This is a genomic window from Acidovorax sp. LjRoot74 (assembly GCF_964254355.1).
Lineage (GTDB): Bacteria > Pseudomonadota > Gammaproteobacteria > Burkholderiales > Burkholderiaceae_C > Acidovorax.
This window is the reverse complement of record NZ_CAXUTI020000001.1, coordinates 1,470,627-1,497,007: the sequence shown is the minus strand read 5'-3', so window position 1 is coordinate 1,497,007 and position 26,381 is coordinate 1,470,627. Positions and strand designations below refer to the sequence as shown.

Sequence of the window (26,381 nt, the reverse complement as noted above, 5' to 3'; positions counted from 1 at the left end):
GAAAAGTTATGGCCCTTTTGCGGTGCACAACACTGCACCAAATTGCTTCAGCACGCACCATCTGCGCTACGCCCCACGCAAAGGCCAGGCCTGGGGCGATGGAGGCTGAAGCACATAACTTACCGGCATAGGCAGGCTCGGCATTGGCATTGTTCAAAGCGCAGACCGCGCCCTACATTGGCCTGCAATCAGTCAACCATCCATTCCCCACAAGATGCAGGTATGTGTATTGGGCGCAGGCATTGTCGGCCTGGCCACGGCGTATGAACTCCAGCAGCGCGGCTTGCAGGTCACCGTCATCGACCAGGCCCGGCCTGGCATGGGCGCCAGTGGCGGCAACGGCGCCCAACTCAGCTACAGCTATGTGCAACCTCTGGCCGACGCCAGCATCTGGCGCCAGCTGCCCCGCCTGCTGCTGTCGCCCAGCTCCCCGCTCAAGTTGCGTCCGCAGTGGGACACACACCAGTGGCACTGGGGCCTTGCCTTTTTGCGCGCATGCAACCGGCACACGTCCGAACGCAGCACCGAACGCCTGCTGGCCCTGGCCGCACTGAGCCGCCACGGGCTCGAAGCCATGCTGCAGGCCGAGTCCATCGACTGCGACTTCTCCCGCACCGGCAAGCTGGTGCTGTACGACACGCCCGCCGGTCTGGCCGCCGCCCAGAGGCAGATGGAGCTGCAACGGGCCTGGGGCAGCCAACAGCAGGCCGTGTCGGCCACCCGCTGCGCTGAGATCGAGCCCGCGCTGCACCACTACCAATCCCGCATCGCCGGTGCCATCTACACCCCCAGCGAATGCGCAGCCGACTGCCTCAAGCTGTGCCAGGGGCTGCAGGCCGTGCTGGCCGCGCGTGGCGTGCGGTTTCTGCTGGGGGCACAGGTCCGGGGTTTTGTGCGCCAGGGCCGTCGCATTGCGGCCGTGCAGACCAGCACCGGTTTGGTCGAAGCCCAGCAGTTTGTGCTGGCGCTGGGCAGCCACAGCCACGCGGTGGCCCGCACGCTGGGGCTTCGCCTGCCGGTGTATCCGCTCAAGGGCTACAGCATCACGCTCGATACCACCGGGGCCAACGCCGCCCCTGGCACGGTGCCCCGCGTCAACGTGACCGATGCCGCCCGCAAGGTGGTCTTTGCACGCATTGGCCACCGCCTGCGCGTGGCGGGCATGGCCGAGCTGGTGGGGCATGACGCCCGCATCCCGCCCGCACGCATCGAGAACCTGTGCAACGCCGCACGCGCGCTGTTCCCGGGCTGCAGCGAGTTTGAGGAGCTGCGCCCCTGGACCGGCATGCGCCCCGCCACACCCACCGGCCTGCCCGTGGTGGGCCCACACGCCAGTGGGCCCGACAACCTGCTGCTCAACACCGGCCATGGCTCGCTGGGCTTCACGCTGGCGTTTGGCACAGCGGCACAGGTCGCCGAACTGCTGGCACCCGCCTGAGATCGTTGCTCACGATCTCGTGAGGGATCGCGAACAAGCCCTGCGCAACACGGCCCGGCGCGCACTACTCCACGTCGGGTAAATCGACGGAGGCCATGGTTTCTGCCACCGCCTGCCGCATGCATTGCGTCATGGCGCTGGCCAGCAGCGAGCTGGGCCGGTTCACAGTGCGCAGCGAATTAATGGGCACAGCAATGTGGGGCGCCAGCGCCAGCACCTCCACCTTGCTGCGGTCGGCCGACGCGGCCGTGCAGCTGTCCACCACCGCCACTGCGTGGCCATGGTGCGCCAATGCCAGCGCAGCGTGATAAGTCTGCACCGTGATCGCTGTCTGCAGCCCCACCCCCGCTTCGCGGCAGGCATGGTTGACCACCGTGCCGATAGGGTCACGCACATCCAGCCGCACCACAGGGGTATCTGCCAGGTCAGACAGGTGCACCACACCCGCCACCAGCAGCGCCGCACCCAGCATGCCCTTGGGCGCCACGCACACCATGCGGCCATCAGCCAAGTGCTCTTGTGTGAGCGCCGGGTGGGCAATGGCGCTGAACACAAAGCCCACGTCTGCCTCCTGCAGCACCAGGGCCGAGACGATCTGTGGCGAGTGCAGCGCATCGATGGTGACCTTCACATCGGGGTGCTTCTGGCGAAAGAACCGCAGCGCACGCGGCAACACCTCGTAGCTCAGGGCCAACACGCTCAGGATGTGCAACTCGCCCTCGCGCTGGTCACTCTTGAGGCTGTTGGCGAGGCGCTGAACATCGTCGAGCTGGGTGAACAGGCGCTCGATGTGCGGGTACAGCGTCTGCGCCTCGGTGGTGGGCACCAGCTTGCCCTTGAGCCGGTGAAACAGCGGAAAGCCCAGCTGCAATTCAGCATGCGCCAGGATGCGGCTGACCGCAGGCTGCGTGACGTTGATGAGGCGGGCAGCCGCGCTCACGCTGCCGGTGAGCATGACGGCGTTGAAGACTTCTATGTGGCGAAGGCGCATCAACTAACAATGCAAGGAACAGGCCCGATGCGCAATCCTTGCATCCACCCATTGCGACTAAAACGGGGACTGGAGCAGCGCGATAGCTAGAGCGACATCGACGGCCGCTGCGCCATGGCCGCGCGCCAGCGCAGCAAATGCGGGTGTTGCTCCCCCGGCTTGTGCTTGACCACCCGCGCAAAGTCCACCGCCACCACAGCGGTGATGTCGGCCACGCTGAAGCGGTCAGCGGCAATGAAGTCGCGACCCGCCAAGCGTTCGTTGAGCAGCTGGAAGAACTGCCCCACCCGCACCAGCCCACGCTCGGCCAGGGCTGGGATTTGTGGGTAGTCCACCGCTCCGGGCAGCGCCCGGTTGGCCATGGCGGGCGCGCTGTTGCGCAGCGCCTCGGCAATGGCCTGCAGACCCTCGAACTCCATGCGCCAGTTCCAGCTTGCGATCTCGGCCTTTTCCGCGGGCGTTTCGCCCAGTAGGGCGGGCTGCGGGTAGCGGGCCTCCACATACGCCGTGATGGCAGCGTTGTCGGTCAGCAGCAACCCCTCTTCAGTGCGCAGCGCAGGCACGGTGCACTGCGGGTTGATCTGGCGGTAGGCCTCGCCCAGTTGCTCGCCATTGCGCAGGTCCACCTGTACGGTGTTGTGGGGCACGCCCTTTTCCGCCAACAGGATGCGCGCGCGGCGCGGGCTGGGCGCCGTGGCGCAGTCGTACAAGGTGATCATGGTGTGGCGCCTTGCGATCCAGTCAGGCGGCGGACGGCGAAGACGCGGCCGCCGCTGCCTCGATCTTGTCCTGCGTCTTGGTGTCAAAGTCGCTCGCATCATGCCGCTCGCGCAACTGGCTGGCCAGGTCGCCCTGCACACGGTTCACCTTGCGCCCTCGCTGCACCGCCGGGCGTTTGGCAATCTGCTCGGCCCAGCGCACCACATGCGTGTATTCGTGCACCTGCAAAAACTCGCCCGCGTTGTAGGCCTGGCCCTTTACCAGCAGGCCGTACCAGGGCCAGATCGCAATATCGGCCACCGTATATTCATCGCCCGCCACGTACTCGGTCACGGCCAGGCGCTGGTTCAACACATCGAGCTGGCGCTTGGCTTCCATCGCATAGCGGTCAATCGCGTACTCGATCTTGACCGGGGCATAAGCATAGAAATGTCCGAATCCGCCGCCCACAAACGGCGCGCTGCCCATCTGCCAGAACAGCCAAGACAAGCACTCCGCCCGCGCCGCGCCGTCCTTGGGCAAGAAGGCGCTGCCGAACTTCTCCGCCAGGTACATCAGGATGGCGCCCGACTCGAACACGCGCACGGGGTTGGTAGGGTCGGTGCGGTCCAGCAGCGCGGGGATTTTGGAGTTGGGGTTCACAGACACAAACCCGCTGCCAAACTGCGCCCCCTCGTTGATACGAATCAGCCACGCGTCGTACTCCGCCCCGCTGTGGCCCAGCGCCAGCAGCTCTTCCAGCATGACGGTCACTTTCACGCCATTCGGCGTGCCCAGCGAATACAGCTGCAACGGGTGCTTGCCCACAGGCAGCTCTTTATCGTGCGTAGCCCCGGCGATGGGGCGGTTAATGCTGGCGAACTGGCCGCCGTTTTCTTTGTTCCATTGCCAGATGGCGGGGGGAGCGTAGGGGGTGGGGTCGGGCATTCAGAACTCCATACTGAGAGTAGAAAGCTGGCCTTGGGCCAGAGGTCGCTAAATGAGTTTAGCTATTGGGTTGAATCAAGCCTTGGTCTGGGCGAACGCACGTTGGCGAATCTTGGATCAGTTGGCATCAGTTGCCACCGAGTAAGACCATGTGACTTCATGAACACCATGCCGAATTGCCTTTTGAAGAGTGGCAACAAGGAGTCGTAGTGCATAGCCTGCGGCAGCTGAGAGCGTTGACTCCACTTCAGAGAAGCCAGGCGCGGCATCGAAAATCTCTGGCCAATATGAGATTGAGGCACTTCCGTGGACGACCTTTGAGCGCTGCTCGTACAGCTTGCCGATGCTCATATTTCCGGCCGACATTCTTCCCAACCACAGCTGAGACTTGTCATCCAGCTGTTTTCTAAGATCGCCGTTCCCATCGCAATAGAAGGCTTCTAACCCTTGCATTGACCGAAAAAGAACCTCACCCAGACGACTGTCTGAGAGTCCAACACAGTGAGTAAAGGCAGCGAACGCTCGATGCACGCGGCCTTTCGCTACACCCTCTTGATCGTATCCAGCCTTCACTGCCCAACCGACGACCTCCTTGAAGGTTAGGGTCTGCAATTGCGGCCATTCAAGCTTCGGCTCGGAGTCTTCGCCAAGGCAATACAAGGGCCGTTTCTCTAGACGTATGGTCGTACCAACAGTGGGTCCAACGACATGACCAGCGGCAACGGCAATCAGACTGGGATAGGCAAGCTCGGTGAGTACAAGCATCCGCGACACTGCATCGCGCAAGTTTGATGCACCGATGAGTTGCGCTAAAGACTCTCGCGAGATCGACTTTGGCATTGACTCATCGGGGATCATCACCTCAGATTTAGCTTGAATGCGGACAAAGCAATCATCTTTCAAAGATGGGCCTGGAGATTGCAGTTGAAACGCTTCCAGCACTGCTTCTGGTGGATGACCCAACGTCCCGCTGCACTCCGATACGGTGGGCTCCAACAATGGCAGACAAGATCCCAGCGCATCTAGGAAGTCGCTTCTTGCTTGCGCTGACCGGTCCTGTCGAGGAGAAAGCCCAGGCAAGTCCTTCAGGACGGGGAGCTGGAGCCACAGCTCGTGACAGTTCGCCTTCATGGACACCTGACCCAAAGTAACGCATTTATTCCCACAATAAGTCTCGCACGTAGTCTTCCTATCTGGCTTGCAACGGTACTGTAATCATGGCTTTTGGTGCGTTCGGCGAAAACAGTAGTCCAGTAGCTTGCAACGAGCGCACTCACCGGCTCAATGCGCCTTATCCCAATTAGCCCCCACCCCCACCTCAGCCAATAACGGCACCTTCAACGCCGCAACTTCCGCCATCAGCCGCGGGATGTGGGTCTTGAGCCAGTCCACCTCGCCCTCGGGCAGTTCGAACACCAGTTCGTCGTGCACCTGCATGATCATTTGGATGTTGGGCTTGTGCGCGTCCAGCTCTTTTTGCACGGCCACCATGGCCAGCTTGATGAGGTCAGCGGCCGTGCCCTGCATGGGGGCGTTGATGGCCGCACGCTCTGCCCCGGCGCGGCGGGGGCCGTTGGGGGAGTTGATTTCGGGCAGGTACAGGCGGCGGCCAAACACGGTTTCGACATAGCCCATGGACTTGGCGGCGGCCTTGGTGTCGTCCATGTACTGCTTTACGCCGGGGTAGCGCTGGAAGTATTTGTCGATATAGGCGGCCGCGGCCTTGGTTTCGATGCCTAAATTCTTGGCCAGGCCAAAGCTGCTCATGCCGTAGATGAGGCCGAAGTTGATGACCTTGGCGTAGCGGCGTTGCTCGCTGGTGACCTGATCGACCTCCACCCCAAACACTTCGGCGGCGGTGGCGCGGTGCACGTCCAGCCCGGCGTGGAAGGCGTGCAGCAGCGAGTGGTCGCCGCTCAGGTGGGCCATGATGCGCAGCTCGATCTGGGAGTAGTCGGCGCTCGCAATGACGCGGCCTGCGGGGGCCACAAAGGCTTCGCGCACGCGGCGGCCTTCGGGGGTGCGGATGGGGATGTTCTGCAGGTTGGGGTCGTTGCTGGACAGGCGCCCGGTGACGGCTACGGCCTGCGCGTAGTGCGTGTGCACGCGGCCGGTGCGTGGCAGCGCCAGCTGCGCGAGCTTGTCGGTGTAGGTGCCTTTGAGCTTGACCAGGCTGCGGTGCTCCAGCAGCTTGGCGGGCAGGGGGTAGTCCTCGGCCAGCTTTTCCAGCACTTCTTCGTCGGTGCTGCGGGCGCCGGTGGCGGTCTTCTTCACCACGGGCATGCCCAGCTTGTCGAAGAAGATTTCGCCCAGTTGCTTGGGGCTGCTCAGGTTGAAGGGCTGGCCTGCAATCTCATAGGCCTCGGTTTCCAGCTGCAAGATGCGCTGGCCCAGCTCGTGGCTTTGCGCGGCCAGCGTGGGGGCGTCAATCAGCACGCCGTTGCGTTCGATGCGGTACAGGGCCTCGCTGCTCGCAAGCTCCAGCTCGTAGATGAAGCGCAGTTTGTCGTCCGCCTGCAGCAGGGGCCACAGGGCGTTGTGCACGTCCAGAGTTTGGTCGGAGTCTTCGCACGAGTAGGCGGCGGCCTTGTCCACCGGCACTTGCGCAAACGGGATCTGGTGCGCGCCTTTGCCGCACAGGTCTTCGTAGGTGATGCCTTTGCGGCCGGTGTGGCGCTCGGCCAGGCTGGTCAGGTTGTGGGGCTTGTGCACTTCGAGCACGTAGCTTTGCAGCATGGTGTCGTGCGCGTAGCCCTGCACCTCAATGCCGTGGTTGGCGAACACATGGCGGTCGTATTTGATGTGCTGGCCCAGCTTGTGGTGCTTGGGGTCTTGCAGCCACGGCTTGAGGCGGGCGAGCACTTCATCCAGCGGCAGTTGCGCGGGCGCATCGGGGCCTTCGTGGCGCAGGGGGATGTAGGCGGCTTCGCCGGGCTGCACGCTGAAGCTGATGCCGACGATTTGCGCGCGCATCTCGTCGAGGGAGTCAGTCTCGGTGTCGATGGCCGCCAGCGGCGCTTTGTGCAGGCGCTCCAGCCACTGGTCAAAGTCGGCCCAGTTCAGGATGGTGTCGTACACCACCGTGCGGTGCTGGGCCTCTTCGGCCACGGTGCTGGCGGAGTGGTCGGCAAACAGATCGCCGCTTTGGCCGGGCATGGCGACGGTGGGGGCGGCAGCGGCGGGGGCCGCTGCACCCTTGATCGCGCTGGCCAGGCCCTTGAAGCCGTATTTTTCGTAAAACGGCAGCAGGCCGGTGTTGTCTGGCGCGTCCAGCGTGATGTCGTCAAACGCGGGCAAGCCGGGGATGTAGTCTGCCAGCGCACAGTCGGTTTTCATGGTGACCAGCTGGCGGCTCAAGGCCAGTTGGCCGCTGGCAATCGCCTCGCGCAGGTTGTTGCCCGCCACGCCCTTGATGGCGTCGGCATTGACGATCAGGTTGTCGAGCGAGCCATATTCTTCCAGCCACTTGGCGGCGGTCTTGGGGCCCACCTTGGTCACGCCGGGCACGTTGTCCACGGTGTCGCCCACCAGGGCCTGGTAGTCCACCATCAGCGCAGGTGGCACGCCAAACTCCGCCGTCACGCCCGCCACATCGCGGCGCTTGCCGCTCATGGTGTCGATGATGGTGATGTGCTCGTTGACCAGCTGGCTCAGGTCTTTGTCGCCGCTGGACACAATGACTTCAATGCCCTGCGCTGCGGCCACGTTGGCCAGGGTGGCGATCACGTCGTCGGCCTCCACGCCGGGCACGGCCACCACCTTCCAGCCCAGCAGGTCCACCACCTCGTGGATGGGCTCGATCTGGCTGCGCAGGTCGTCGGGCATGGGCGAGCGCGTGGCCTTGTATTCGGTGTACAGCGCGTCGCGGAAGGTGGGGCCGCTGGCGTCGAACACGCACACGGCGTAGTCGGCCGTCACCTCTTTGCGCAGGGCCTGCATCATGTTGATCATGCCGCGAATGGCGCCTGTGGCAGGGCTGCCAGGGTCGCCGGGAACGGCCCGCAGGTCGGGCATGGCGTGGAAGGCGCGGTAGAGGTAGCTGGAGCCGTCCACCAGCACCAGGGTCTTTTTGTCAGTCATCCGGCAATTGTGCACGGCTGGGCAGCGCCACGGCGCCGGCCAGGCAGCGCTCTACAATCGGCCGATGCGCGCTGTTCACCTCCTCTTGCTGCTGGGCATGGCCTCCAGCACCGTCCTGGCTCAGAATACAAGCCAAAATGCCCCTCCTGGCGCAACAGATAAGCGCGAGGCGCTCTCAAATACAGAGCAGCCTGCGGGCCGCACCAACCAGCGCACCGAGCGCATCCAGGTCGAAGACGCGGGCAGCCGTGTGGACGAGTTGCGCATCGGCGGGCAAACGCAGACGATTTCGGTGCAACCCAAGGCGGGCAGCATGCCCAGCTACGAAGTGCAGTCGCCCGACGGCGCCCGCAGCCGTGCGGGCAGCAACAGTGGCGCAGAGACCACCACCGCACCGCGTGTCTGGAACGTGCTGAAGTTCTGAGACCGTAGCGGCCGTGCCTGCTGCCCGCTGCGGTAGCGCGCCGCCCTGTCCTTCCGGCTTTCCCGCCAAACCCCTCTTTTTCTTCGATACCTTCTGAGCGATGGCTGTTTTTACCGAAGTCTCCAACTCCGAGGCGCGCGAGCTGCTGCGCCGTTTGCAACTGGGTGAGCTGGTAGAGCTGCGTGGCATTGAAGGCGGTATCGAGAACACCAACTACTTCCTCACCAGCGACCGGGGCGAATTCGTGCTCACGCTGTTCGAGCGCCTCACGGCCGAGCAGCTGCCGTTTTACCTGTACCTGATGAAGCACCTGGCGCACGGCGGTGTGCCTGTGCCCGACCCACGCGCCGACAAGAGCGGCGACATCCTGCACACTGTGTGTGGCAAGCCCGCCGCCGTGGTCAACAAGCTGCGTGGCAAGAGCCAGCTGGCGCCCCAGGGTGCCCACTGCGCTGCTGTGGGCACCATGCTCGCGCGCATGCACTTGGCGGGGCGCGACTTTGAGCGCCGCCAGCCCAACCTGCGTGGCCTGCCCTGGTGGAACGAAACCGTGCCCGTGGTACTGCCCCATATCGGCGAAGCGCAATCGGCACTGCTGCGGTCCGAGCTGGCCTACCAGAACCATGTGGCCGCCAGTTCGGCCTATGCCGCCCTGCCCAGCGGCCCTGTGCATGCCGACCTGTTCCGTGACAACGTGATGTTCGACGGCGAAGAGCTGACCGGCTTCTTCGACTTCTACTTTGCGGGTGTGGACACCTGGCTGTTTGACCTGGCCGTGTGCCTGAACGACTGGTGTATTGACCTGCCCACCGGCACCCACGATGCCGAGCGCGCCACGCGCATGCTGGACGCCTACCAGGCCGTGCGCCCGCTGACGGCCGCAGAGCGTGAACTGCTGCCTGCCATGCTGCGTGCAGGCGCGCTGCGGTTCTGGATCTCGCGCCTGTGGGACTTCTACCTGCCGCGCGAGGCATCAATGCTCACGCCGCACGACCCCACGCACTTCGAGCGCGTGCTGCGCAACCGCGTGGCGCACCCCGTACACGCCTGATCTTCTGACCCACACCATCGGGCACGGCGGCCCTCCTGCCCTTGCGCCACTGCGGAATTGGGCTGCTGGGGTAAATTCCCGCCTATTTCCTCTTGCCTATTGTCCGCAGCACGCCCGAGCCCTGCCTGCGCCTTCGCACCGTCGGCGCGGTGGCAAAGGCGGCCTGAGAGGCTGAGAATCTGTTGTCCACGCTCGCCTTGTACGCAAAAATTCTCAGCCCCTGAGCGGGCCCATCCTCTCCTGCACCCCATTCAATGAAACTCCACATCGTCCCCGCCCGCACTGGCATGGCCTGGGTCAAGCTTGGCATCCGGGCGTTCTGGCGGCAGCCCATGGCGCTGGCTGCGCTGTTCTTCATGACCATGGCCTCCATGTCGCTGGCCACCATGGTGCCCCTGGTGGGGCCGGCCATTGCGCTGGCGCTGCTGCCGTCGGCCACGCTGGCCATGATGGTGGCAGCCGCCGAGGCCACGCAGGGGCGGTTTCCGATGCCCACGGTATTGCTGGTGGCGTTTCGCACTGGCCGCCAGCGACTGCGTGACATGCTGGTGCTGGGCGCGCTGTATGCGGTGGGTTTCCTCGGTGTGATGGGCCTGTCTGCTTTGATCGACGGCGGGCAGTTTGCCCAGGTGTACCTGGGCGGCGCCAAGCTGACGCAAGAGGTGGCGCAGGACCCGGCCTTCCAGAGCGCCATGTGGCTGTCCATGATTCTGTACTTGCCGCTGTCGCTGCTGTTCTGGCATGCGCCGGGGCTGGTGCACTGGCACGGTGTGCCACCCGTCAAGGCCCTGTTTTTCAGCATCGTGGCCTGTGTGCGCAACTTTGGCGCGTTTGTGGTCTATGGGCTGGGCTGGCTGGGGGTTTTCCTGCTCGGCGGCCTGGTGGTCAGCATCGTGTCAGCGCTGCTGGCGGTGGCGGGGCTTGCTGGCTCGGCGGCCGGTGGCATCATGGTGGGCGGCGCCATGATGTTGGCGGCCATGTTTTTCACGTCGGTGGTCTTCACCTTCCGTGACTGCTTCGACCCCCCATCCACGGCCACCGTGCACGAGGCGCCCCATGACAAGACACCACCATCCCCCCCATCAACTCCAGGGCCGCTCTGAAGAAGAGCTGGCCTGGTTCCAGCGGCGCAGCCTCGTGCAGGCCGCCGCGCTGTGGATGGTGTCTGGCGGCTGGGTGGCCGCCCAGGCGCAGGGCCGCAGCAACATCGTGGAACTGCGCGGCGATGTGCTGCGCAACGGCGAGCCCCTGACGGCCCAGCACACCATCACTGCCAACGACCGCATCGAGACCGGCCCAGGCTCGACCGCCGTGTTCACCGTGGGCGACAGCGCCTTCATGGTGCGCCAGAACTCGCGTGTGGCGCTGGAGAGCGACACCCCCACGGCCGTCAAGGTGCTGCGTGTGCTGAGCGGCGCCGTGGCCAGCGTGTGGGGCAAGGGCGCCGACCGGCAGATCGCGCTGCCCACCGCCACAGCCGGAATCCGGGGCACCGGGGTCTATGCCGAAGTTTTCCCGGAACAGGCAATGCGCGGCTACTTCTGCAACTGCTACGGCACGGTGGACCTGGCGGCAGGCAATGAAAGCCTGGTGAGCCAATCGTCCTACCACCAGGCCTTCTGGGCCGAGCCCACGCCTCGCAATGGCCGGCTGCTGACGCCTGCGGGCGCCATCAACCACACCGACGAAGAGCTGGAGTTTCTGGCGGGCCTGGTAAGCCAGCGCACGGCCTGGCAAATAGCGGGACGCAAAGGCGTCAAGGACGGGCGCGGGCAGATGGACTATTCGGCACCCGGCAGCGCTCCGGCCCCATCGGTGCCAGCGCCAGCCCCAAAACCGGTGACCCCGCCGCCCGGCAGCGACACCTACTGACGCCCCCACAAAGGCACCGCGTGCCTTGCCACCAGGCAGGCCGGCGGGGAGCGGGCTTTGGCACGGACAACGCCCTGGCCTGCCTGCCCGCCTCGCCAACATCAAACCGTCACACAACCGTCAAACCACTGTCACGGGGCATTTCTAGCATCGGCGGCTGGAATCAATGCCACCCGTCCACGGCCCCTTGCCATGGGGTACGCCGGCGGGCCTGAGCATTTCCTGATCGTTTGCATACCAACCTGGAAATCTCCCCCAAAATGACCCAACCGACGATGCCCACCCGCCGCAAAGCCCTGCAACTGCTGGCGGGCGTTCCCATGCTTCCGCTCAGCGCCAGCGCGTCGGCAGCCCTGCTGTCTGCCTGTGGTGGCAGCGACTCTGCACTTGGCTACGTGTCTGCCAGCTTCACGTCGATGGCGGCACCCACGCTGGCGTCGGCTGCGGCCATGGCCACAACCACGGTGGGCTCCACGTTGAACATCAAACTCAGCGATGACTCCGTGCAGTCCTACCAGCTGGCATACCAGCCCTTCTTCGTGACGGGCGACCTGGTGGCAGATGGCAAGGGTGGAAAGATCCTGTCGGGCGGCTACTACGACATCAACAACAAGCCCATCATCGACAGCACGGTGGCGGGCAGCGAACGCCATTTCTTCTCGGATGCTCCCGATGGCACCTCGCTGCTCACCGTGGCCAACCCCACTGTCACGGGCCTCAAGGGCAAAGCAGTGTTTGCCGTGGTGCAGTTCGAATACACCACCTGGGCACAAGACGGCAAGACCGACATGTACGGCAAGCTGCCTTCGCCCATCGCCGTGCTCACACTGGACCAGGACCCCGCCACAGGCAAGCTCAGCCTGGTGAAGTACCACAACGTAGACACCTCCAAGGTGCACGGCCTGTGGATCACCTGCGGCGCCAGCCTCTCGCCCTGGGGCACCCATCTGTCGAGTGAAGAATACGAGCCCGATGCCTTCAGCATCGCCAGCAACGCCATGTTCAAGGCCTACAGCAAAAATCTGTACGGCGATGAAGCCACCGCCAACCCCTACCACTACGGCCACATGCCCGAAGTCACGGTGAACGCCGATGGCACGGGCAGCATCAAGAAGCACTACTGCATGGGCCGCATCTCGCACGAGCTGGTGCAGGTCATGCCCGACAACCGCACCGCGCTGATGGGTGACGACGCCACCAACAGCGGCTACTTCGTGTTCGTGGCCGACAAGGAAAAGGATCTGTCGTCCGGCACGCTGTACGTGGCCAAGGTGGGCGCCGGCTTCTCCATCGATCCCAAGGCCACGGCGGCTGCACCGCTGACCTGGATCAAGATGGGCTCGGCCACCAGCGCCGAGATCGAGAACCTGGCCAACACGCTCAAGCCCACGGACATCATGACCGTCAAGAGCGCAGACCCGGCCGACGCCAGCTACACCAAGATCGTGGCCAACGGCAAGACCGAGTGGATCAAGATCAATGCCGGCATGGAAAAGGCCGCCGCCTTCCTCGAAACACATCGCTACGCCGCCTTCCTGGGCGCCAGCCTGGGCTTCACCAAGATGGAAGGCACCACCGTCAACATCAAGGACAAGGTGGCCTACTCTGCGCTGCAGAACATCCAGTCCTCCATGGTGGCCGGCAACGCAGCCAACGTCCCCGGCAACGGTATCTCGGTGCCCAAGCAGCTAGTGGCCGGTGCCGTGATGGCACTGAACCTCAAGGGCGGACAGAAGGACACGGCCGGTGCCACCATCAACAGCGAGTGGATGCCCGTGGACACCAAGGCCCTGCTGGCCGGTGAAGACATCGCGGCCGATGCGCTGGGCAACACCGCCAACCCCAACACCATCGCCAACCCGGACAACCTGAAGTTCTCCGAGAAGATGCGGACCCTGTTCATTGGCGAGGACAGCGGCCAGCACGTGAACAACTTCCTGTGGGCCTACAACGTAGACACCAAGCAGCTATCGCGCATCATGTCCATCCCAGCGGGTGGCGAATCCACGGGCCTGCATGCCGTGGACGAGATCAACGGCTGGACCTACATCATGAGCAACTTCCAGCACGCAGGAGACTGGGGTTCGATTCACAGCGTGGTGAAGGACACGCTGGATCCGCTGATCAAGGCCAACTACAAGAACAAGGCTGGCGCGGCCGTGGGCTACCTCACGGGTGCCATCAAGCAGCCCGCCCTGGCCAAGGTCTAAAGGCCAAACACCGGCGAGCTGCTTCACAGCACGCCGCCCACAACAACAACGGGGCCCTTCGAGGCCCCGTTGTTGTTGGCGCTGCACGGGATGGCGGGCACACCCGGCGCAAATACCCCGCACTCCTCTTGACAATAGTTAATAGAAATCAATCTCATTCGTATAATTAAAACAGCCAGCGCTCAAGTTATCTGGGCCCGCCGCCACCCCCAAGGGCTCCCCGCCCACACCACCGCGTACCACGGCCACACCCCTGCGATGTGTGGCAAGGCCCGCCCTTTCACCGATCACAGGAGACCGCGCATGAACCCCACCTTTGCTCCCGCCGCCGTACTGGCTGCCTTGTTGGCCACAGGCTTTCTGGCGCCCCAGGCACTGGCCCAGGCGGGAGAAGCAACGCCTGGGGCAAGCACGGCCAATGCGGCCACCGCCCACACCGTGGCCACACACTATGCCCAGCTCGTGCATGCCAACTACAGCGACGCGCTGGCCAGCGCCCAGGCGCTGCGCGAAGCGGTGGCAGCCTTCACAGCCAAGCCATCGGCCGAGACCCTGGCCGACGCCCGCACGAAGTGGCTGGCCGCGCGCGAGTTCTATGGCCAGACCGAGGCCTTCCGCTTCTATGGCGGCCCCATCGACAACGACAACGGCCCCGAAGGCCGCATCAATGCCTGGCCCATGGATGAATCCTTTGTGGACAGCGTGCAGGGCAAGGCCAACGCTGGCCTGGTCAACAACCGCAAGTTCGCCATCACCAAGAAGAGCCTGTCGGCCCAGAACGAGCGCGGTGGCGAGGAGAACATTGCCACCGGCTGGCACGCCATCGAGTTCTTCCTGTGGGGGCAGGACCTGTCGGACACCGGCCCGGGCGACCGCAACTTTGAAGACTTTGTGGATGGCAAGGCCCCCAATGCCGACCGACGCCGCCAGTACCTGAACGTGGTGACCGACCTGCTCATCGACGACCTCACCGCGCTGGTGAAGGCCTGGGCACCCGACGCCAAGAACAACTACCGCGCCAGGTTCATGCGCGGCGGCAACGAGTCGATTCGCAAGATGCTGGTGGGCCTGGGCTCGCTCTCGCGCGGCGAACTGGCCGGCGAGCGCCTGGAAGTGGCCCTGAACAGCCAGGACCAGGAAGACGAACACTCGTGCTTCTCCGACAACACCCACCGCGACGCAGTGACCAACGCGAAGGGCATCCAGAACGTGTGGCTGGGCCAGTACAAGCGCGCGGACGGCAGCGTGCTGCAAGGCCCGTCGCTGCGCGACCTGGTGGCCGCCAAGGACGCGGCGCTGGCCGACAAGGCCACGAAGCAGATCGCTGCCTCGGTGGCTGCCGCCGAAGGCATCCAGGCGCCGTTTGACCGCGAGATCATCGGCGGCAAGGACGCCCCGGGCCGCCAGCGCATCCAGAAGACCATCGACAGCCTTACGCAGCAAAGCAAGGACCTGGTGGCCGCGGCCAACGCCATCGGCATCACCAAGCTCACCCTGGTCCAGCCTTGAGCATGCAGAGACCACAAGCCAATCGCCCCCAGCGCGCCCTGCGCCTGGCGGCTGCCAGCATCGGCATCGCCGCCGTGGGAGGCCTCGGATTTGGCGCCCTGACGGCTGCGCCACAGCCCGACCCGCAGGGTGAGAAGACCGGCGGCGAGACCACCGTGTTCGCCACCGGGCGCAATGCCTTTTCCTTCCCCGCCGCCAACCTCAGCGATGAGGAGCGCACACGCTTTGTCATCGGCAACTCGTTCTTCCGCCGCAACTGGGTGGAAGCGCCCGCCTCCACCAAGGCACGCGACGGGCTGGGCCCGCACTTCATTGCGCGGTCCTGCGGCGGCTGCCATGTGCAGGACGGGCGCGGTGAGCCGCCAGCCATCTTCAACCGCCTTGGCGAGACCAAGGACCCCACGGTCGCACTGCTGATCCGCCTGTCCATCCCTGGCACCGACGCGCACGGCGGGCCCAAACACGACCCGGTGTACGGCGACCAGTTCAACAACGCGGCCATCCAGGGCGTCAAGCCCGAAGGCCGCGTGACCCTGCGCTACGACACCATCAAAGGCAAGTTCGCCGACGGTACGCCCTACACACTGCAAAAGCCCACCTACGGCTTTGCCGACCTGGGCTACGGCCCCATGCACCCTCAAGTCATGACAAGCCCGCGCATTGCGCCGCAGATCATCGGCGTGGGTCTGCTCGAAGCCATTGCCGAGGCCGACATCCTCGCCAATGCCGCCGACCAGGCAGCCGCCCCCGGCCCCATCAAGGGCACCCCCAACCAGGTGTGGGATGCCCCCTCGGGCCGCATGATGCTGGGCCGCTTTGGCTGGAAGGCCAATGTGGCCACCATCGCGCACCAGACGGGAGGTGCGTTTTTGGGCGACATGGGCATCACCTCGCGCCACTTTGCGCAAGAGGCCTGCACGCCCGCGCAGAAGGACTGCCTGGCCGCCCCCAGCGGCCAAAGTGGTGGTGAGCAGGGCCAGCCCGGCGTGGAAATCGACGACAAGACCCTGGCCGACGTGGTCTTCTACCAGGCCACGCTGGCCCCACCCGCCCGCCGCAATGTGAACGATGCCCAGGTGCTGCGCGGCCAGGCCCTGTTTGCGCAAGCCCAGTGCGCCACCTGCCACCGGCCCAGCTACATCACGCAAGGCGGGCCGTTCCCGCAGCTGACCAGCAAAGCGCTGAACGGCCAGCGCATCTGGCCCTACACCGACCTGCTGCTGCACGACATGGGTGAGCGGCTGGCCGACCACCGCCCCGACTTTGGCGCCAACGGCCGCCAGTGGAAGACCCCGCCGCTGTGGGGCACCGGCCTGATCAAGGATGTGAACGGCCACACCCGCCTGCTGCACGACGGCCGCGCGCGTGGCGTGCTGGAGGCGGTGCTGTGGCACGGAGGCGAGGCCGAAGAGGCCAAAAACCAGGTGCTCAAGATGAAAAAGGCCGACCGCGATGCGCTGGTGAAATTTGTGGAATCTCTATGACAGCCGCTCAACACATGCTGCGCACCAGCCTCTGGCTGGCCGCCCTGGCGCCCCTGGCGGCCCAGGCGCAGGTGCCCGCCACGGCACCGGCCTGGCAGCGCAACGCCGTGCCCTTCTACGACACGGTGCACGCGCTGCAAGGCATCTACGGCCACTGGGCGCTGCCCCGCGCACAGGACTTTGACCGCAGCGCACGCACGCTGGTGCCCGCTGTGGCGGCGCTGTGCCAGGCACCGGCGGCGGACGGCCAGGCCGCGCTGAGCGCAGCACGCAGCACCTGGCAGGCCACAACCCGCGCGTGGGAGCAGTTGGCGGCCGTGTCCGTGGGCCCCGTCATCAGCCGCCGCAGCCAGCGCGCCATCGACTTCGCGCCCACGCGCCCGGTGCTCATCGACAAGGCCATCGCCGCCCAGCCCCAGGGCGCCAGGGCGTTCGAGCGCATCGGCACGCCCGCCAAGGGCCTGCCCGCGCTGGAATGGCTGCTGTGGACACGCCCGGCCCAGCCCGGCAGCCCCGCCTGCAGCTACGCCCACGAGGTGGCGCAGGACCTGGCCCGGGAATCCGCCGCGCTCGAAAAAGCCTTTGCCGATGCCTCGGGCACCGACTGGGGCGCCGAGGACGAGCAGGAACGCTCCACACAGGCCATCAGCGAATTCGTGAACCAGTGGGTGGGCGGCATCGAGCGCCTGCGCTGGGCGCAGATGGACAAGCCGCTGCGCGCCGCCGGGTCGGGATCTGGCGCCCGCACGCCCGACTACCCCCGCACCGCCAGCGGCAACACGCTGGCCGCCTGGGCCGCTACCTGGGACGGCCTGCGCAGCGTGACCACCCTGCCCGCCAGCGCCGACATCCCCGCCGCCGGCGAGGCCCTGGTGCCGCTCGAGATGTACCTGCGCGGCAAGGGCCTGAACCCGCTGGCCGACAGGCTGCGCCGGGCCACGGACAAGGTCGATGCATCGCTGGCGCAGGTGCAAAAGAACGGCATCAAGGACAAGGCCGCCATCCAGCAAACCGCGCGCGACCTGGCCGCGCTGAAGTTCCTGGCCGAATCCGAAGTGGCGCCCGCGCTGCAGGTGAGCATTGGGTTCTCGGACGCCGATGGCGACTGACCTGCACCGCCGCCAAGCGTTGGCCGCTCTCGCGGGCCTGGGCGCCTGCGTGATCGCCCCCAGAGCAGCCTTCGCCAACACAGGTGATCGTGTGCACCTGGCGGCCGCGTGGGAACACCAGGGCAGTTTCCACATCGGTGTGCTGTCCACGCAAGACGGCGCCGGGCAGGCGCTGCAGATCCACGCTGTGCTGGAAGTGCCGACCCGCGCACATGGCCTGTGTGTGTTGCCCGACGGGTCGGTGATTGCCACCGCCCGCCGCCCTGGCGACTGGCTGGTGCGCTGGCATCCCGACCGCCGCGCCAAGCCGCAATGGCTGTGGCAAGAGGGCGAGCGTTCCTTCAACGGCCATGTGTTGGCCAGTGCCGACGGCCAGCGGCTGTACACCACCGAAACCGATGCCGAGACGGGTGCGAGCTGGATCGTGGTGCGCGACACCCGCACGCTCGCTGCCATCGCCGCTTGGCCCACCCACGGCATCGACGCGCACGAGCTGATCTGGGACCTGCGCACTCCACACGGCGGCGTGCCCACCCTCATCGTCGCCAACGGCGGCGTGCCCACCGCCCCCGAAACCGGCCGCGTCAAACGCGACCTGGGCGCGATGGACCCGTCACTCGTGCGGCTCGATGCCCGCACCGGCCACCTGCTGGGCCAATGGCGCCTGCAGGACCCACGCCTGAGCCTGCGCCACCTGGCCTGGAGCCCCGACGGCACCACCCTGGGCATCGCCCTGCAGGCCGAACACGACAACCCTGCGGTCAAGAATGCGGCGCCCGTGCTCGCACTGTTCGACGGCACCACGCTGCGCGGTGTGGCCGCACCAGAACCTGTGGCCCAGAGCCTGCGCGGCTACGGCGGCAGCATGGCCGCCACCCCCACTGGCTGGGCGGTGAGCTGCCCGCGTGCCCATGGCATCGCCACGTTTTCATTGCACGGCGACTGGCAAGGCCTGGTGCCGCTGCCCGAGGTGTGCCCGCTGGCCGTGCGCAGCGGCGCGCTGTGGGCAGGCGGCCTGGCAAGCAGCCTGCAGAACGCGCAGGCTGCGGCACCGCTGGCGCATCCGCATGGGACAAGGTTGCAAGGCGCGCGGCTGGACAACCACTGGGTGGTGCTGCAAGGCTGAAATTTCAAGGAAAAACTGGCTTTTCCGCGCTATGGACAAGCGCTATTAGCTATCAAAAGAGAAGCAAACAAGCCCCACCCAGGTGCTGCGCACCCGCAGGTCGGGTTGGCGCAGCGTGACCCGACATCACCGCCCACGCGCCCCCTGGTGCTCCGCCAGGTCAGGCCCTCGTGAGCGAACCCGAGCTACGGGCGACCTATTCACCGGACGTATCAAGCTGGCGCCGCCGCAACGCAGCCAACACCTCGGCCGCAACCTGCTCCGGCGCCATGCGCGCGGTGTCTACCACACAACGCGCGGCCTGCAATGCAGGCCAGGGCGCGTAGTCATGCTGCTGCACGGCTTGCCAGTGAGGCGGCGTGAGCCCGGGAATGTCGCTGCTGCGGGTCTCGACGCGGCGCTGGTGCTCTGCCAGGTCCGAGCAGACCACCTCCACATCCAGCCACGGCACCGGTACGCCACGGGCCACGCTGTGCCAGGCCTCGCGAGTCACCGGCAAAGGGTTCACACCGTCCACCAGCACCGGCAGGCCTTGCGCCAACTGGGTCCGCGCCAACGCATAGGCCACCCGGTAGCCTGCGGTGCCAACCTCGGCGCCGGAATCGCGCAGCGCCTGTTCGATGGTGTCGATGCGCAGGTACACCGCCTGCCACTGCGCCAGCAGCGCGCGGGCCACGGTGCTCTTGCCCACGCCGGGCAATCCGCCCAGCACCACCAAGGCCGGTGCGCTGGGCCCGCCCATTCAGTCCACCACCGTCAACTTGGCCACCGACAACGCCAGCCACTTCGTGCCGTGGCGCGGAAAGCTGACCTGCGCGCGCGCATCGTCGCCCTGGCCTTCGATGGCCAGCACCTTGCCTTCACCAAACTTGGTGTGGAACACGGCGATGCCCACGCGCAGGCCGTGCGAGGGCGCGGCCTTCTGCACGGGCACTGGGGGGCTGGCAAAGGTCTCTGACTTCAAGCCAAAACTGCCTCTTCCGCCTGCTGCATATGGGTTTGAAGCTCCCATATTAGGAGCATACGAGCCAAAGCCCTGCTGCTTGGGCGTGATCCACTTGAGCGCGGCTTCGGGCAGCTCGTCGAAGAACCGGCTCTTGATGTTGTAGCGCGTCTGGCCGTGCAGCATGCGCGTTTGCGAATGGCTCAAATACAGGCGCTTGCGCGCGCGGGTGATGGCCACGTACATCAGGCGGCGCTCTTCCTCCAGGCCGTCGCGGTCGTTGGCAGAGTTCTCGTGCGGGAACAGGCCCTCCTCCATGCCGCCGATGAACACGCCGTCAAACTCCAGGCCCTTGCTGGCGTGCACGGTCATGAGCTGCACGGCGTCCTGCCCGGCCTGGGCCTGGTTGTCGCCCGCCTCCAGCGCAGCGTGGGTGAGGAACGCGGCCAGGGGCGAGAGGGTTTCGCCGGTGTCGGCGTCCACGATGCCCGGCACGGCAGGTTTGAGGGGTTCGTCGAGCACGGGCGCGTTCGGGTCCAGCCCTTGGCTGACGGAACTTTGGGTGAGCGGCGTGCCGTGCTCATCCAGCGGCAGGGCCACGGCGTCGCGGCCAAAGCCTTCTTGCGTGACAAAGCTCTCGGCGGCGTTGACGAGTTCCTGCAAGTTCTCGATGCGATCGGCGCCTTCCTTTTCGGTGCGGAAGTGCTCGACCATGCCCGTGGATTCGAGCATCTGCTCAATGATGCCGCGCAGGTTCAGCCCCTGCGTCTGCTCCCGCAGCACATCGACCATGGCGACAAATGCGCCCAGGTTGGCGCCCGCCTTGCCGGGCACGGCGCTCACCGCATCGTGCAGCGAGCAGCCTGCGGCGCGGGCGGCGTCTTGCAGCACCTCGATGCTGCGCGCGCCGATGCCGCGTGGCGGGAAGTTGACGACGCGCATGAAGCTGGTGTCGTCGTGTGGGTTCTCCAAGAGGCGCAAATACGCCAGCGCGTGCTTGATTTCGGCACGCTCAAAAAAGCGCAGGCCGCCGTACACGCGGTAGGGCACGCTGGCATTGAACAGCGCCGATTCGATCACCCGGCTTTGCGCATTGCTGCGGTAGAGCACGGCAATCTCTTTGCGCTCAAAGCCATCGCTGCGCACCAGCTGCTTGATCTCGTCCACCATCCACTGCGCCTCGGCCAGGTCGGAGCTGGCCTCGTACACACGCACGGGCTCGCCCGCGCCCTGCGTGGTGCGCAGGTTCTTGCCCAGGCGGCGGCTGTTGTGGCTGATGAGGTGGTTGGCCGAGTCGAGGATGTTGCTGTAGCTACGGTAGTTCTGCTCCAGCTTGATCTGGCGCTGCACGTCAAACTCGCGCACAAAGTCGGTCATGTTGCCGACGCGCGCGCCGCGAAACGCGTAGATGCTCTGGTCGTCGTCGCCCACGGCGATCACGCTGCCGCGTGCCTCGTAGCGCCCGCCCACGTCGTTGCCCGCCAGCTGCTTGAGCCAGGCGTACTGCAGCTTGTTGGTGTCCTGAAACTCGTCCACCAGGATGTGCTGGAACCGGCGCTGGTAGTGCTCGCGGATCGGGTCGTTGTCGCGCAGCAGCTCGTAGCTGCGCAGCATCAGCTCACCAAAGTCCACCACGCCTTCGCGCTGGCATTGTTCTTCGTACAGCTGGTAAATCTCGACCTTCTTGCGCGCATCGCTGTCGTGCGCCTCCACGTTGGCGGGGCGCAGGCCTTCTTCCTTGCAGTTGGCGATGAAGTACGCGAGCTGCTTGGGCGGAAAGCGCTCATCGTCCACGTTGTGCTGCTTGCACAGGCGCTTGATGGCCGAGAGCTGGTCTTGCGTGTCGAGGATCTGGAAGGTCTGCGCCAGGCCCGCCGCCTTGTGGTGGGCACGCAGCAAGCGGTTGCACAGGCCGTGGAAGGTGCCGATCCACATGCCGCGCACGTTGACGGGCAGCATGGCCGACAGGCGGGCCACCATCTCTTTGGCGGCCTTGTTGGTAAACGTGACGGCCAGGATGCCGCCGGGCGTGGCGTGGCCGTTTTGCAGCAGCCAGGCGATGCGGGTGGTGAGCACCCGCGTCTTGCCCGAGCCCGCCCCCGCCAGGATGAGCGCGTGGCCTGCGGGCAGCGTGACGGCGGCGAGTTGCTCGTCGTTCAGGTTCTGCAGCAGGGGGGACAAATGCGAAGGGGCCGGGCCGGCACCGGCGGGGGAAGGCGACGGCGCACCCGGAAACAGGTCTTGTGGGAACATCCGGACATTGTAGAAAGCGCCCCCCACCCCTGCCCCTTCTGCCCATGAAAAACATTGCCCCCGCCCTGACCAGCCTGCTGCTAGCCCTTTCTTCCGCCCCCGGCGCCTGGGCCCAGGCCAATTGCAGCAGCGACGGCGTGCCCCGGCCTGCGGTGGTGTTCGAGCGGTTCATCAACGCCGACTGCGAGGCCTGCTGGACCGACCCGGCCGCCCCCGCCCCTTCCGCGCAGGGCCAGGCCGTGGTGCTGGACTGGATCGTGCCTGGCGCCCTGGGCGACGATGCGCCCCTGTCGGCCGCCGCCACCACCGATGCTTTGGCGCGCCTGGACACGCTGGCCCGCCCCGTGCCTGCGCGCACCGACGTGCACATCACTGCCCTTGAATCAGCGGCCCCTGCGCAACTGCGCGTGGCCCAGGGCCCGACGTTCAACGACTATGCAGGCGCAGCCATCACCTTCACCCCGGCGCGCGGCACCGGGCAGCAGGGCCCCTGGCGCTTTCACCTGGTGCTGGTCGAATCCGTGCCCGCCGGGACCGATGGCACTGCAGCGCCCAGAAATGTGGTCAGAAACATGCTTTCCGGCACATGGGATAAGGGCAATTCGCTACCAAAAACAGAGCGATTCAAGCAGCAGGAGATGCGCCCGATGCGCATCCCCGAGGGCGCCAAGCCAGAACGCCTGCGCCTGGTGGGCTGGGTGCAGGACGCCCAGGGCCATGTGGTAGCCACCGCACAGTCCCGCTGCCGGTGACAACACGGCACCGTCAGCGCCAGTGGTGCAGGCAATACCGGTAATACCGGTAATACCGCCTGCGTTATAGGGTCTGCCACCCAGGCGGGTAGAATCAATCACCGGGCCCAAGTTTCTTGTCGCCCGGTTTTTTGTGCCCGCGCATTGCGGGGTTCGGAGCGGCCACCACGGCCCCGCCCACAAACCAAGCCGGTCCCAAGCCAAGCGCCCCAGGCTGCTGAAATGGTTTGGCAGCGCCTTTCAAAGGAGCTTGGAATCTCATGGAAATCTTCGACTACGACAACATCCTTTTGCTGCCGCGCAAGTGCCGGGTGGAAAGCCGCTCGGAATGCGACGCCAGCGTGGAGCTGGGCGGGCGCTCGTTCCGCCTGCCCGTGGTGCCGTCCAACATGAAAACGGTGGTGGACGAAAAAATCTGCACCTGGATGGCGAAGAACGGCTACTTCTACGTGATGCACCGCTTTGACCTGGACAACGTCCAGTTCGTGAAGGACATGCACGCGCAGGGCTGCTATGCCTCCATCTCGCTGGGCGTGAAGCAGCCCGACTACGACACGGTGGACCAACTGGTGGCACTGGGCCTCACGCCCGAGTACATCACCATCGATATCGCCCACGGCCATGCCGACAGCGTGAAGAACATGATCGGCTACCTCAAGGAGAAGTTGCCCCAATCCTTCGTGATCGCGGGCAACGTGGCCACGCCCGAGGCCGTCATCGACCTGGAGAACTGGGGCGCTGACGCCACCAAGGTAGGCGTGGGCCCGGGCAAGGTGTGCATCACCAAGCTCAAGACCGGTTTTGGCACGGGCGGCTGGCAGCTGTCAGCCCTGAAGTGGTGCGCCCGCGTGGCGACCAAGCCCATCATTGCCGACGGCGGCATCCGCAGCCATGGAGACATCGCCAAGAGCATCCGTTTTGGCGCCAGCATGGTGATGATTGGCTCGCTGTTTGCAGGCCACGAGGAATCGCCCGGACAGACGGTGGAAGTGGATGGCGCGCTCTACAAGGAGTACTACGGCTCGGCTAGCGACTTCAACAAGGGCGAGTACAAGCATGTCGAAGGCAAGCGCATCCTGGAGCCGATCAAGGGCCAGCTCGCCAACACGCTCATCGAGATGGAGCAGGACGTGCAAAGCTCCATCAGCTACGCCGGGGGCAAGAAGCTGATGGACATCCGCAAGGTGAACTACGTGATCCTGGGCGGCGACAACGCGGGCGAGCACCTGCTGATGTAGAGCCTGCGCCAGCCGGGGCCGTGCGCCGCGCCACGGCCCGCTCAGCTGACAGGCGCTACATGCGCAGCAGGTTCTGCGCCATGTGGTGCAGGTCCTTGCCGGGCTGCGCCAGGGTGTCGAGGATGCTGAAATGGTGCAGCCCCGGCAGCACCTGGCAGCGCGGCACCGAGTGCACACCCCAGGCCTGCTGCACCAGGCCATTCTGGCGGTGGAATTCCTCGCTCTCGTCCCCGCCCGCCACGCAGTAAAGAATGCCGTGCTCGGGCGCCAGCAGGCGCGCTGGGCTGTCCTGCAGCACATGCTGGTCGGTCAGGTGCAGCGCCTCCTGCAGAAAAGGGGTGTGCATCAAGGGCTCCAGGTCATGCAGCCCCGAAATCGACAGCGCATTGCGCACCAGGCCGTCCGGCAAACCCGCGCCGATCAGCGGCCACACACTGGTCAGCAGCATGGCCGCCAGGTGCCCGCCCGCCGAGTGCCCGGCCACGGTGATGCGCCGGGCATCCCCACCATGGGCCTCGATATGGCGCGCCACCCAGGCCACCGCTTTTTCCATCTGCCGCACGATGTGGGGAATGGTGACCGGTGCCTCGGGCGTGCCCGGGCACAGGGCGTAGTTGACTACCACCACACAGAAGCCCGCCTGGGTGAACGGGGGGGCGATGAAAGAATGGTCGGATTTGTCCAGGGCCCGCCAGTAGCCGCCGTGGATGAACACCAGCACCGGCACCGGGGCACCGGCGGCCCGCGTGGACGGGAAAATGTCCAGTGTTTCCCCAGTGCCCGTGCCATACGCCACATCCAGCACACATGGCGCCTGCGCGCGGACCTGCGCGGAATCGCGGGCCCAGCGCTGGAGGTAGTCCATGTGATCAGGAACCAACGCACGGTTGTTGTACATGCGCTCCAGCCAGGCCGGGTCGTTCAGGGGCAAGGTCATGGGCTGTGTCTCCTTGGGGCAAAAGCAGCTTGGGCCATCATCTTTGCATTCGCCCCAGGCTGCAAGCTCCGTGACAGGCTGATGCACCAAAAAGGCACATGATGGCAGCAGAGACATCTTTTTATCCCAGCAAAAAAGAAGCACGCCATGACCACTACACCCCTGCACATCGCCGTTCTCGGCATTGGCATGATGGGACTGCCCATGGCCCGCCGCCTGAGCGAAGCGGGCCACCAGGTGCGGGCCTGGAACCGCACCCGCGCCAAGGCCGAACCCCTGGCCTCCCACGGCATCGCCGTGCTCAATACCCCGGCTGAAGCCGTACAAGGCGCCGACATCGTGATCAGCCTGCTCGAAAACGGCCCCGTGGTCGGCCAGGTGCTGTTTGACCTGGGCGCTGCCCGGGCCATGCGCAAAGGCAGCCTGTTCATCGACATGGCCTCCATCCAGCCCAGCGAAGCGCGCGACCATGCCGCGCGCCTGGGGGAGCTGGGTGTAGCGCACCTGGATGCCCCGGTCTCCGGCGGCACCGTGGGCGCCGAAGCGGGCACCCTGGCCATCATGGTGGGCGGCCGCCCCGAAGACTTCAAGCGGGCCCAGGCCGTGTTCGCTTCCCTGGGCCGCGCCACCCATGTGGGCCCCCATGGCGCGGGGCAACTGGCCAAACTGGCCAACCAGATGATCGTGGGCATCACGATTGGCGCCGTGGCCGAGGCGCTGCTGTTTGCCGCCAAGGGCGGGGCCGACATGGCCAAGGTCCGTGAGGCCATCAGTGGCGGCTTTGCCGACAGCCGCATCCTGCAGCTGCATGGCCAGCGCATGGTGGAGCGCGACTTCGCCCCCCGGGGCCGTATGGCCGTGCAGCTCAAGGACATGCGCAACGCCATGGCCACGGCCCACGAGACAGGCTTCGATGCCCCCATCACCGCACTGTTCGAGGCGCTCTATGCCGACGGCGTCGAGCATGGCCTGGGCGATCTGGACCACAGCGGTCTCTTCGTCGAACTCGCCAGCCGCAACGCGATGCCGTGAAATTTTTTGGCGCGACTTGCCAAGAGCCAAAAAATTAGTGCATAATTCGAGGCTCTGCAGCAACGCAGACAGATTTTAAAAAGATTTGGGTTCTTAGCTCAGTTGGTAGAGCAGCGGACTCTTAATCCGTAGGTCGAGTGTTCGAGTCACTCAGGACCCACCAAATCTAAGCCGCAAGGCACATAAAGCCTGCTACCTATAAGTAGCAGGCTTTTTTGTTTTCAGAACGACTGCCCCAGTCTCGCAGCCAATCCGCGCGCACCGCCCGGACACCTGCAGGTGCAT

The 26,381-nt window shown here is 65.5% G+C and carries 21 protein-coding genes and 1 tRNA gene; 14 read left to right on the top strand and 8 right to left on the bottom strand.

What is annotated here, in order from left to right; translation table 11 throughout:
- Nucleotides 1-214 precede the first annotated feature (214 nt).
- A complete protein-coding gene (locus tag ACSQ3O_RS06880; protein ID WP_436138310.1) occupies nucleotides 215-1,438 on the top strand; it encodes a D-amino acid dehydrogenase in 1,224 nt (407 codons plus the stop codon).
- A 64-nt stretch (nucleotides 1,439-1,502) separates the two neighbouring features.
- Here ACSQ3O_RS06880 and ACSQ3O_RS06875 read toward each other — a convergent pair whose 3' ends face one another.
- The 5 genes from ACSQ3O_RS06875 to polA all read right to left on the bottom strand — a co-directional run bounded on the left by ACSQ3O_RS06875 (nucleotide 1,503) and on the right by polA (nucleotide 8,156).
- A complete protein-coding gene (locus ACSQ3O_RS06875) occupies nucleotides 1,503-2,429 on the bottom strand; it encodes a LysR family transcriptional regulator (RefSeq protein ID WP_436138309.1) in 927 nt (308 codons plus the stop codon).
- An 86-nt stretch (nucleotides 2,430-2,515) separates the two neighbouring features.
- On the bottom strand, nucleotides 2,516-3,148 hold the full coding sequence (locus tag ACSQ3O_RS06870; RefSeq protein ID WP_436138308.1) for a glutathione S-transferase family protein: 633 nt from the start codon (nucleotides 3,146-3,148) through the stop codon (nucleotides 2,516-2,518).
- Nucleotides 3,149-3,170: 22 nt separating this feature from the next.
- Nucleotides 3,171-4,076 (bottom strand): glutathione-dependent disulfide-bond oxidoreductase, encoded by a 906-nt coding sequence (yghU, locus tag ACSQ3O_RS06865; protein ID WP_436138307.1) that lies wholly within the window; start codon nucleotides 4,074-4,076, stop codon nucleotides 3,171-3,173.
- A 117-nt stretch (nucleotides 4,077-4,193) separates the two neighbouring features.
- Nucleotides 4,194-5,075, bottom strand: coding sequence for a hypothetical protein (locus tag ACSQ3O_RS06860; protein ID WP_436138306.1), 882 nt, complete (start codon nucleotides 5,073-5,075; stop codon nucleotides 4,194-4,196).
- Between the two features lie 282 nt (nucleotides 5,076-5,357).
- On the bottom strand, nucleotides 5,358-8,156 hold the full coding sequence (gene polA / locus ACSQ3O_RS06855) for a DNA polymerase I (protein WP_436138305.1): 2,799 nt from the start codon (nucleotides 8,154-8,156) through the stop codon (nucleotides 5,358-5,360).
- A 64-nt stretch (nucleotides 8,157-8,220) separates the two neighbouring features.
- Here polA and ACSQ3O_RS06850 point away from each other — a divergent pair, with 64 nt between their 5' ends.
- From ACSQ3O_RS06850 to ACSQ3O_RS06810, 9 genes are all read left to right on the top strand, one after another.
- On the top strand, nucleotides 8,221-8,580 hold the full coding sequence (locus ACSQ3O_RS06850; RefSeq protein WP_137746107.1) for a hypothetical protein: 360 nt from the start codon (nucleotides 8,221-8,223) through the stop codon (nucleotides 8,578-8,580).
- A gap of 100 nt (nucleotides 8,581-8,680) precedes the next feature.
- Nucleotides 8,681-9,631 (top strand): homoserine kinase, encoded by a 951-nt coding sequence (locus tag ACSQ3O_RS06845; RefSeq protein WP_436138304.1) that lies wholly within the window; start codon nucleotides 8,681-8,683, stop codon nucleotides 9,629-9,631.
- Nucleotides 9,632-9,885: 254 nt separating this feature from the next.
- On the top strand, nucleotides 9,886-10,734 hold the full coding sequence (locus ACSQ3O_RS06840; protein ID WP_436138303.1) for a BPSS1780 family membrane protein: 849 nt from the start codon (nucleotides 9,886-9,888) through the stop codon (nucleotides 10,732-10,734).
- Nucleotides 10,688-11,503: an iron dicitrate transport regulator FecR gene (locus ACSQ3O_RS06835; protein WP_436138302.1), complete on the top strand. Its 816-nt coding sequence runs from the start codon at nucleotides 10,688-10,690 to the stop codon at nucleotides 11,501-11,503. The genes ACSQ3O_RS06840 and ACSQ3O_RS06835 overlap by 47 nt, the downstream gene beginning before the upstream one ends.
- A gap of 260 nt (nucleotides 11,504-11,763) precedes the next feature.
- Nucleotides 11,764-13,713, top strand: coding sequence for a PhoX family protein (locus ACSQ3O_RS06830; RefSeq protein ID WP_436138301.1), 1,950 nt, complete (start codon nucleotides 11,764-11,766; stop codon nucleotides 13,711-13,713).
- A 303-nt stretch (nucleotides 13,714-14,016) separates the two neighbouring features.
- Nucleotides 14,017-15,222, top strand: a complete 1,206-nt coding sequence (locus tag ACSQ3O_RS06825) for an imelysin family protein (protein ID WP_436138300.1) — start codon at nucleotides 14,017-14,019, stop codon at nucleotides 15,220-15,222.
- 2 nt (nucleotides 15,223-15,224) lie between these two features.
- Nucleotides 15,225-16,706 carry a di-heme oxidoredictase family protein gene (locus ACSQ3O_RS06820; RefSeq protein WP_436138299.1) on the top strand — a complete coding sequence of 494 codons (1,482 nt, stop codon included), beginning with the start codon at nucleotides 15,225-15,227 and terminating at the stop codon, nucleotides 16,704-16,706.
- A complete protein-coding gene (locus ACSQ3O_RS06815) occupies nucleotides 16,703-17,815 on the top strand; it encodes an imelysin family protein (protein WP_436138298.1) in 1,113 nt (370 codons plus the stop codon). The genes ACSQ3O_RS06820 and ACSQ3O_RS06815 overlap by 4 nt, the downstream gene beginning before the upstream one ends.
- Nucleotides 17,805-18,941 (top strand): DUF1513 domain-containing protein, encoded by a 1,137-nt coding sequence (locus ACSQ3O_RS06810; RefSeq protein WP_436138297.1) that lies wholly within the window; start codon nucleotides 17,805-17,807, stop codon nucleotides 18,939-18,941. The genes ACSQ3O_RS06815 and ACSQ3O_RS06810 overlap by 11 nt, the downstream gene beginning before the upstream one ends.
- Before the next feature lie 196 nt (nucleotides 18,942-19,137).
- On the opposite strand, the gene ACSQ3O_RS06805 is transcribed toward ACSQ3O_RS06810, so the two are convergent.
- Both ACSQ3O_RS06805 and ACSQ3O_RS06800 read right to left on the bottom strand, forming a co-directional pair.
- Complete coding sequence (locus ACSQ3O_RS06805) at nucleotides 19,138-19,683, bottom strand: AAA family ATPase (protein ID WP_436138296.1); 546 nt, start codon at nucleotides 19,681-19,683, stop codon at nucleotides 19,138-19,140.
- Nucleotides 19,684-22,137, bottom strand: coding sequence for a UvrD-helicase domain-containing protein (locus ACSQ3O_RS06800; protein WP_436138295.1), 2,454 nt, complete (start codon nucleotides 22,135-22,137; stop codon nucleotides 19,684-19,686).
- A 44-nt stretch (nucleotides 22,138-22,181) separates the two neighbouring features.
- Here ACSQ3O_RS06800 and ACSQ3O_RS06795 point away from each other — a divergent pair, with 44 nt between their 5' ends.
- The gene (locus ACSQ3O_RS06795) at nucleotides 22,182-22,889 is read left to right on the top strand and encodes a hypothetical protein (protein ID WP_436138294.1); all 708 of its coding nucleotides are present in this window, start codon (nucleotides 22,182-22,184) and stop codon (nucleotides 22,887-22,889) included.
- Nucleotides 22,890-23,149: 260 nt separating this feature from the next.
- On the top strand, nucleotides 23,150-24,127 hold the full coding sequence (locus ACSQ3O_RS06790; RefSeq protein ID WP_137746096.1) for a GMP reductase: 978 nt from the start codon (nucleotides 23,150-23,152) through the stop codon (nucleotides 24,125-24,127).
- Between the two features lie 55 nt (nucleotides 24,128-24,182).
- Here ACSQ3O_RS06790 and ACSQ3O_RS06785 read toward each other — a convergent pair whose 3' ends face one another.
- A complete protein-coding gene (locus tag ACSQ3O_RS06785) occupies nucleotides 24,183-25,064 on the bottom strand; it encodes an alpha/beta hydrolase (RefSeq protein ID WP_436138293.1) in 882 nt (293 codons plus the stop codon).
- Nucleotides 25,065-25,211: 147 nt separating this feature from the next.
- Between ACSQ3O_RS06785 and ACSQ3O_RS06780 the strand changes: the two genes are divergently transcribed.
- Together ACSQ3O_RS06780 and ACSQ3O_RS06775 are read left to right on the top strand one after the other, a co-directional pair.
- Nucleotides 25,212-26,096, top strand: a complete 885-nt coding sequence (locus tag ACSQ3O_RS06780) for an NAD(P)-dependent oxidoreductase (protein WP_436138292.1) — start codon at nucleotides 25,212-25,214, stop codon at nucleotides 26,094-26,096.
- An 87-nt stretch (nucleotides 26,097-26,183) separates the two neighbouring features.
- Nucleotides 26,184-26,259: transfer RNA gene (locus tag ACSQ3O_RS06775), tRNA-Lys, on the top strand.
- Nucleotides 26,260-26,381 lie beyond the last annotated feature (122 nt).